Here is an 8,441-nt window from a genome sequence, read left to right as displayed (position 1 = left end):
TATGAATTCAAAAATAGAAAGAGCGCTGCCCGAATTGCTTGAAAACGGCATTATTACGGACGGAATTGCTCAAAATATCAAAGCGCATTACAAAAAAACGCATACAACTGACACTGGCAGATTGTTTACAATTTTTGCAATATTAGGCGCAACACTTGTCGGATTAGGAATCATCTTAATCATGGCACACAATTGGGATCATTTTTCAAAAACAACCAAAGTCATTCTTGCCTTTCTTCCCATGTTAGTCGGACAAGCCGTTTTAGGCTATAGCATTACAAGAGAAAAATCAGCTCTGTGGAAAGAAGCCGCTACGGTATTTTTATTTCTCTCCGTTGGTGTTTGTATTGCTTCGGTGAGTCAGATATACAATATTTCGGGCAATATGAAATCGTTTTTATTAGCTTGGGTTTCTTTATGTATTCCGCTGATGTATATAACCAAATCCACTTCGGCAATTATTTTGCATCTCATTTTTATTACGTATTATAGTTTTGAAGCAAATTTTGGTATACGAACTGAATTTTCAGCGCCAATTGTTTATCTAATCTTATTTGCAATTCCAATTCCACGCTATCTTCAATTGATAAAATCTAAAATAAAATCGCCCGCAGTTGTCGCTTTTCACTGGTTATTTCCGTTAAGTTTAATGCTTGCGCTTCCTCTTTTTATTGGGCGATCGCGATTCTTAGGATTTTTACTATACATGTTGTTGTATGGTTTATTTTACAACATTGGAAAACATGCTTATTTTAAAAATGCTTCCTTGCGCCTAAATGGATATTTAGTTTTTGGTGCTATCGGAACTGTATCTATTTTGTTTACTACAAGTGCTCGTATGGCTTGGAAAATACTGCCGGTTAGCACTTCATTTGGAAGCTCGGAAATTCTAATTTCCTTAATTCTATTAACGGGAATTGGTGCTTTTTTATATGTAAACGCAAGAGAAAAAACATTTCAAAAGAACGATTTGTTTCAATACATTTTCCTCATTTTCTCAATTCTATTCTTTGTGGGAACTACCGATGGTGTAGCAGCTACCTTGTGTATAAACATATTAATTTTTGTTATAGGAATAATGTTGATAAAAACTGGTGCCGACAAAGTTCATTTTGGTGTATTAAACTCCGGAATGCTCATTATTGCCTTGTTAATCGCCTTTCGTTTTTATGATACAAATATAAGTTTCGCTACACGCGGATTGGTTTTTGTATTGATTGGCGGCGGATTTTTCGCAGCAAATTATATCAAGCTAAAAAAACAAAACACAAAAAAATAAACAGCATGAAAAAGTTATATATATACTTGCTTTTCGGTTTGATGGTACTTGCACAAATTGTCGCTTCTGCTCAAATTGTATACAAATATGAAAGTATCATTTCGCCCGAAAACGCATACAAATTTAAAACAGCTCCCATAGATCCGAATGATCCTTTTCGTGGAAAATTCATTACGTTACGTTTTGAAATCAATGAATTCAACACTAATGACGAAAATTGGGAGTACGGAGACAAAGCATACGCCTATTTTTCATCGGATGAAAACGGATTTGCCATTTTAGAAACGCTCTCAAAAACAAAACTCACCAATAGTGAACTGGCGTATGTTGAAGTAAAAACGACAAGCCATTATAACGGAGTCATTCATTTTAGCTTACCATTTAACCGTTATTATATGGAGGAAACAAAAGCCAATGATGCAGAAACTTTGTATAGAAAAAGAAACAGACGTGGAGAACGAAAAAACGCTTACGCACTTGTATATCTTAAAAATGGCACGCATACACTTACTGATGTAATTATAGATGGCGTTTCTATAAAAGATGCTGTGGAAAAGTAAGTTATTAAAAATATGAATCAAAAACACCATCGTACAAACTAAGTGAGATGGTGTTTTTTTACTTCAAATTCTCCTTTTTTAATGAGTTCTGTTTTAATTGATTGAACCGTAAATTTTCTTAACTGTTTTATTAAAACACGATGCTTGTATAAAAAAAGCGAACCGAAGTCCGCTCGTTAAGATATCTTAATAGATTACCAACATCCTTCGGCTTCAGGACGTGACAGTCTACAATCCCAGTTTCTAGTAGGTCCGCAATCGTCTGACGGACAACCACCTTTAATGGCTTGATCTTGGAATGCTGAAATAGACTTTTTGTTAAGCTTTAATGCTTTAAGACTTCTTTTTTTCATGATTTATTGTTTTATGGTTAATAATTGTTAGAAGCTATAAAAACAAATTAGAAACTGTTTAAGGTATCACCGTAATTAACACTTTAAACTACTGTATAACAATTCATTATTACTTTTTGAGTGATTGCATTTCTTAGCGTAGACTTTATATATTTTGATATCATAAATTAGCTAGCTATTTTTATCAAACAGTAGTATTTTAATACTTTAGAAGCATTACAAAACCAAATCATGTCATACAGCATACTTACAAAAAATCTGAAAAATGAAGTAGAAGAAATTCCTATTTCGACACACAAACTTTTTCACGAATATTGGTTACCATTGTTTGAAAAACAACAATGTGAAAATTTATTGAATTGGAAATATCCACATGATTTGGAAGCAGACGAGATTCAAAATATTATAAAAGAATGGGAAAGATTACTTCCGTTCATTCATGGAACTTGGAAAAAAGAGAGAGCTGATTTCATTCTAAAAAAATTAAAAAACATAAATTACTCCGATTATCAATATATTAGCTTTGGATAATGGTTCTCAAAAACGACCTTCACACCATTAAAAAACAATAATTATATGCTACAACTTTGGACATTTCCAAAATCAACTGATAACACCTTAGTACTCATTCAAGATGAAACTATTTATGTTGATACTAAAAAAGAGGATGATTTAACGAATCAAATTCAGAAAATAAACGCTGCCCAAGCTTGGGAAAAACCACACGGAATGCATTTTGTGAATATCGAAAAAGTTTTCTTACATAAAAATCGGCTCGAAATTCATCAAAAAGAAATAAAAAAAACACTATTTATTGATGATTCAGAAAAAATAAACGAAATCTTTACCGCAATCAAAACACACATTCCCACACTACAACTTACGGTTAAAAGAGTTAGTGTACTAAAATCTATCTGGATTCAAACAGTAGTAACAATTGGTATTTTTATTCGGCTTATTACTTATTTGGTCGATGTTGTTGATATAGGAGAACGTTCAAATCTTGCTTCTATACAAGAATATTACAGCGAAATTTATGGTAATTTTATATATACTCTTTCGGGTATAGGAACTATTGGTATCGTGATAATTGCAATTATTTACATATTGCTTGCGCTATTTTTTATAAATAGTGTTGCAGAAAATAGACCGTATATAAAAGAGTTGAAACGCAATTAACTATAAACTTCCTTGCGAAATATAGTTGTAATCTTCCAATTCTGATAGTTGCTGAATTCGCTTTGAACTTCCATTCTTAATCAGGTAAATTGCATCTGAAACTTCCGTGATTTCACGATATAAATGATCGGTAATGACAATGATTTTATGCTGTTTTTCTGTCTGAATAAGTGCTTTAATCGCTGCTACTTGTCCAGGTGAAATATGTGAAAAAGGTTCGTCAAGCAAACTGATTCTGGAAGGTGTTTTTATAGTGAGAAAAACTTCTACAATACGTCGTTGTCCGCCTGAAAGATGTCCAAATTTTTGTAGCATGTCAAAACCTTCTTCTACAAAAAACGATTTAAAATCCACTTCTGAAATTTGATATAATTGCAATGCCTTGCGAATGGACATAAAATCAGGAATAAAATTGTGCTGCGGCAAATACTTTACAAGTCTAGTTGTATACAGCTTTTTCTGAATGACTTCCCCATCAAGTTTTATTAATTTGTATTTGGATTTTAAAGCACCAAAAATGATTTTTAGTAAGGTACTTTTGCCACAACCATTGCTTCCTAAAATCCCTGTAACTTCTCCTTCTTTCGCTTTTAGATATACGCCATACAATAACTGAATGTCGCCAAAATATTTTTCTATGTTATCAACTTCGAGCATCTTACGGAAGTATAAACTGAAGCAGGAACACATCTACAGTAGTGAAAAAAAGCAACAATAACACAATGGTATAATCGCGCATTCCTAAATTATATAAAAAGTACAACGTACTGTGATTGCTCATTTTTTTTGAGATGAAAAATACAATTGACAATACAATTTTGGTAGTCACAATTAAAGGTTCTAAAGGCAATGAAAAAAGTGAACATAGTATATAGCAAACTGTCAAAAATGAAGTCAGAATCAACAATTCTTTCGCATAATAAAAGACATATATACTGTTTCTCATGGTTTGATATTGATGGTTTTCAAAGAAAAGAATTTAATCAAATCGTAACCGTTAAGCTCGCGCTAAAGAGTGTTAAACAATTGCCAAAATAAAAATTTCATTAAACCTTTGATTAATATCGCAGTCAAAGAAGCAAATATTAAAAGAACAGAACACATGAAAAACATCATTTATGCATTGGCACTATTGTTTACCCTAAACATAGCCGCACAAGAAGGACCGGACCATAAAGGCAAGAAAGGAAAAAGAGGCATGCAGAAGGAAATGCTGCAAGACATGACTCCGCAACAAATTGCAACTTTACAAACAAAGAAACTTACGTTGGCGTTAGATTTATCAGATAAACAACAACGACAAACAATGGCTTTACAAACAGAAGTAGCTACCGAACGAAAAGCGAAAATGGAAGCGCATAAAGCAAAGAAGGAAAAAGGTGAAAAACCTACCAAAGCAGAACGTTACCAAATGATGAACGAGCGCTTAGATGCGAAGATTGCTTACAAGAAAAAAATGAAAGAGATTCTCACCGATGAACAGTACACTAAATGGGAGAAAATGCAAGCGAAAAAAGGAAAAGGCAAGAAAAAAAGTAGAGGAAAGCGCAAAAACAAAGAAAGGTAATCAGAAAAAAGAGAAGTTAAAAGGCTTCTCTTTTTTGTTATTTCTGTACAATTTTAGTATTATTGAGGTATTATTCAGCTAACACCAACCAACAAGTTATGAAAAAACATATTACACTATTTACATTTGTATGTGTACTATTTTTAGGAATCCAAACTGCTACTGCACAGGAAACTCCTGAATTGAAAGCAAAAAACAAAACACTAGAATTGGCGAAAGCCGTTGAACTATCGGATGTACAAGTAAAACAGATTTATGCTGTTTACTTAGCATACGAAAAAAATAATCGTGTGGAAAATGCTGCTGCATTAGACAAGGCTAGACAAGAAATTAGTAATCTATTACATCCTGAGCAACAACGAAAGTTTAAAGCTCGTTTTGTAAAAGATAAAGAACGTAAGCAGAAATTAGAAAAAGGAAGAGCGCAATAAACACTTCCTTCAAAAAATATAAAACTCGGCAAATTGCCGAGTTTTTTTATGTCTTATATTTTCTTTTTTCAAACATTTTTTGAATGCATTAGAAAAATATTATAATTCTTGCGCAACTTCTTTAATTGCTTGAATGGTTTTGTCTAAATCGTCATACGACAATGCATCCGATAAAAACCAAGTTTCAAAAGCCGATGGCGCAATATAAATTCCTCTGTCTAACAATCCGTGGAAAAACTTCTTGAACGAATCATTGTTTCCTGCTGCCGATGATGCAAAATCAATCACAGGTTTTTCACAGAAATGAACCGAAATCATAGAACCAATCGTATTGATTTGATGCGTTACATTCGCTTCCGTTAACACTTTGGCAATTCCTTTGTGCAAGTAAGCTGTTTTTTCTTGTAGACTTGTAAATATTTCATTTTTCGCATCTAACTCTTCCAACATTGCCAATCCTGCTGCCATTGCAAGTGGATTTCCACTTAAAGTTCCTGCCTGATATACAGGTCCTAACGGCGCTAAATGGCTCATTATTTCTTTTCGCGAAGCAAATGCGCCCACAGGCAATCCGCCACCAATTACTTTTCCAAAACAAGCAATATCAGCGTTTACACCTAGTAATTCTTGCACGCCGCCTTTTGCGAGTCTGAATCCAGTCATTACTTCATCAAAGACTAACAAGATTCCATGTTCGTCACAAACGGCACGTAAACCTTCTAAAAACCCTGCTACAGGCGGAATACAACCCATGTTTCCTGCAACAGGTTCTATGATAATACAGGCAATTTCGCCTTCGTTTTGCGAAATGATTTCCTTTACATTTTCCAAGTCATTGAAACGCGCCAACAACGTATCTTTAGCAGTTCCTGCGGTTACACCTGGACTGTTTGGACTTCCAAAAGTTACGGCACCACTTCCTGCTTGAATCAAAAAGGCATCACTATGTCCGTGATAGCAACCTGCAAATTTGATCATTTTATCTTTTCCTGTGTAGCCTCTTGCCAAACGAACGGCACTCATACAGGCTTCCGTTCCGCTATTTACAAAACGAATCATGTCAATATTTGGCACCATAGAAACTGCCAATTCTGCAATTTTTGTTTCAATCTCGGTTGGCATTCCAAAGGAAGTTCCTTTTTTAGCTTTTTCCACAACCGCATCAATTACAGGTTTGTACGCATGACCTAAAATCATAGGTCCCCAAGAATTTATATATTCTATATACTGTTTATTATCTTCATCAATAATATAAGCTCCTTTGGCTTCTTTTACAAAAATTGGGGTTCCGCCAACGGCTTTGAACGCACGAACAGGTGAGTTTACGCCACCAGGAATCACTTTTTGTGCTTCTGTAAATAGCGCGCTGCTACGTTTATATTCCATGTCTGTATTTTATATTTTTTGTGTGACTAAAAATCTTTTGGAAGTGGTTTTACAAATAACACCTGACCTACAAATATTTCATTCTTTTCCAATCCGTTTAAGGATTTTAATTTGTCTACGGTGATTTTGTATTTTTTTGCAATACTGTATAATGTATCGCCTTTTGTAACGGTATAACGGTCGTTATGTGTGGTTACTTTTTTAGCATCTTCAGGCTTTTTTCCTAAAACCTCAGCATCGTATTTGTACAATTCGTAACGCTCAATTAATGCGATGAGTTTTTTAGGATATTTACGATCGGTTGCATAACCCGCTTTTTTCAAGCCTTTTGCCCAAGCTTTGTAATCGTCTTTTGGGAGTTTGAATAAGCCTGCATAGCGCGATCTTCCTGTTAAGAATAGGGAATGATCTGTGAATGAGTACGCTGGATTTGCATATTTTCGAAAACATTCTTGGTCTTCGTCGTCATCGTGATATACACGTTGTCCTTTCCAACCTTTATGGCATTTAATTCCGAAGTGATTGTTAGAACGCATCGTTAAATTTCCTTTTCCCGAACCCGATTCTAAAATTCCTTGCGCGAGTGTGATGCTTGCAGGAATTCCGTGCAATTCCATTTCGCGTTTTGCGACATCGCTATACGTGTCAATATATACTTCTGTAGTGCTTCGTTTTTTAGTTTCTTTAGGAGTCTTAACTTCTGGAGTCGTTTCTACAACCTCAACAGGTTCTTCTGCAGGTGCTGTTTTTACAACTTTCGTTGTTTTTTTTGTTTTCTTTTTTGTTTTTGAAACCCGATTTTGTGTTCCGCAACTCGATAATATCAATAAACCTAAAACTGTATAAATTAGTTGTTTCTTCATCTGTTTATGTGATCGTTTTTTGTCCTTTTCTTTGTAGTTTCTGGTTCATCCCTGCAATTCCTTGCAAACCGCCGGTATGAATTGCTAAAATACGGTTTTGTTTGGCAAAATGCCCTTTTTTGATTAAATCTATGATTCCGAAGAGCATTTTCCCTGTGTAAATTGGATCGAGCGGAATATTTGTTTGTTGTTTGAATTGATTCATAAACACAATTAATTCCTCTGAAACTTTCCCGTATCCGCCAAAATGATAATCGATCATCAACTTCCAATTGTCTTTAGTTGTAAACTGTGAAATTTCTTTCTGTAAAAAATCACCTTTTAATGCTGGAAACCCTAGTATTTGTTGATACTGATGTGCGCCATTACAAATTCCTGCAATGGTTCCGCCTGTTCCAACAGCACAACAAATTGTATCAAAATTTTGTTCGTTTTGCGTGATGATTTCTGCACAACCTTTTACGGCCAAATTGTTCGTTCCGCCTTCAGGTATATTATAAAAACGTCCAAATTCGGTAGTTAATTGTGTTAAGAATGTTTTTGATGTTTTTTCGCGATACGTTTCACGAGTAACGAATTTGAGTTTCATGCCATTTTCAACAGCAAAACGCAAAGTTGGATTGCTATCAATTTTAGAAGCCAATTCTTCTCCTCGGATGATTCCGATAGTTTTAAAACCGTATGCTTTTCCAGCTGCTGCAACTGCCGCAATATGATTGGAAAACGCGCCACCAAAGGTCAATAATGTATCGTGCTTTTCTTTTTTGGCTTCCGCCAGATTATACTTGAGTTTCCTGAATTTATTCCCAGAAACAAACGGATG

11 protein-coding genes are annotated in these 8,441 nt (G+C 34.6%); 6 read left to right on the top strand and 5 right to left on the bottom strand.

The features are described 5' to 3' along the window. Positions 1–1,279: DUF2157 domain-containing protein (locus tag AB8B65_RS05395; protein ID WP_405299835.1), on the top strand; the 1,279-nt coding region annotated here is incomplete at its 5' end. A gap of 5 nt (positions 1,280–1,284) precedes the next feature. Further along, positions 1,285–1,839, top strand: coding sequence for a GDYXXLXY domain-containing protein (locus AB8B65_RS05390; RefSeq protein ID WP_405299834.1), 555 nt, complete (start codon positions 1,285–1,287; stop codon positions 1,837–1,839). Between the two features lie 194 nt (positions 1,840–2,033). On the opposite strand, the gene AB8B65_RS05385 is transcribed toward AB8B65_RS05390, so the two are convergent. Then, positions 2,034–2,192 carry a hypothetical protein gene (locus tag AB8B65_RS05385; RefSeq protein ID WP_405299833.1) on the bottom strand — a complete coding sequence of 53 codons (159 nt, stop codon included), beginning with the start codon at positions 2,190–2,192 and terminating at the stop codon, positions 2,034–2,036. Between the two features lie 231 nt (positions 2,193–2,423). Here AB8B65_RS05385 and AB8B65_RS05380 point away from each other — a divergent pair, with 231 nt between their 5' ends. Beyond that, positions 2,424–2,723 carry a hypothetical protein gene (locus AB8B65_RS05380; protein ID WP_405299832.1) on the top strand — a complete coding sequence of 100 codons (300 nt, stop codon included), beginning with the start codon at positions 2,424–2,426 and terminating at the stop codon, positions 2,721–2,723. A 45-nt stretch (positions 2,724–2,768) separates the two neighbouring features. Beyond that, complete coding sequence (locus AB8B65_RS05375) at positions 2,769–3,371, top strand: hypothetical protein (protein WP_405299831.1); 603 nt, start codon at positions 2,769–2,771, stop codon at positions 3,369–3,371. Here AB8B65_RS05375 and AB8B65_RS05370 read toward each other — a convergent pair whose 3' ends face one another. Then, positions 3,372–4,028 (bottom strand): ATP-binding cassette domain-containing protein, encoded by a 657-nt coding sequence (locus AB8B65_RS05370; RefSeq protein WP_405299830.1) that lies wholly within the window; start codon positions 4,026–4,028, stop codon positions 3,372–3,374. A 445-nt stretch (positions 4,029–4,473) separates the two neighbouring features. On the opposite strand from AB8B65_RS05370, the gene AB8B65_RS05365 reads away from it, so the two are divergent. Both AB8B65_RS05365 and AB8B65_RS05360 read left to right on the top strand, forming a co-directional pair. Then, entirely contained in the window at positions 4,474–4,938 is a 465-nt protein-coding gene (locus AB8B65_RS05365; RefSeq protein ID WP_405299829.1) for a hypothetical protein, read from the top strand. Between the two features lie 98 nt (positions 4,939–5,036). Further along, positions 5,037–5,369 (top strand): hypothetical protein, encoded by a 333-nt coding sequence (locus AB8B65_RS05360; protein ID WP_405299828.1) that lies wholly within the window; start codon positions 5,037–5,039, stop codon positions 5,367–5,369. 99 nt (positions 5,370–5,468) lie between these two features. On the opposite strand, the gene hemL is transcribed toward AB8B65_RS05360, so the two are convergent. From hemL to AB8B65_RS05345, 3 genes are all read right to left on the bottom strand, one after another. Further along, positions 5,469–6,755 (bottom strand): glutamate-1-semialdehyde 2,1-aminomutase, encoded by a 1,287-nt coding sequence (hemL, locus tag AB8B65_RS05355; RefSeq protein ID WP_405299827.1) that lies wholly within the window; start codon positions 6,753–6,755, stop codon positions 5,469–5,471. 26 nt (positions 6,756–6,781) lie between these two features. Further along, the gene (locus AB8B65_RS05350; protein ID WP_405299826.1) at positions 6,782–7,618 is read right to left on the bottom strand and encodes a glucosaminidase domain-containing protein; all 837 of its coding nucleotides are present in this window, start codon (positions 7,616–7,618) and stop codon (positions 6,782–6,784) included. Positions 7,619–7,622: 4 nt separating this feature from the next. Then, positions 7,623–8,441: 1-aminocyclopropane-1-carboxylate deaminase/D-cysteine desulfhydrase (locus tag AB8B65_RS05345; protein ID WP_405299825.1), on the bottom strand; the 819-nt coding region annotated here is incomplete at its 5' end.

The organism is Kordia sp. (assembly GCF_045105435.1).
Taxonomy (GTDB): Bacteria; Bacteroidota; Bacteroidia; order Flavobacteriales; family Flavobacteriaceae; genus Kordia.
The sequence above is the reverse complement of the archived record's forward strand: the minus strand, read 5'-3'. Positions and strand labels throughout refer to the sequence as shown.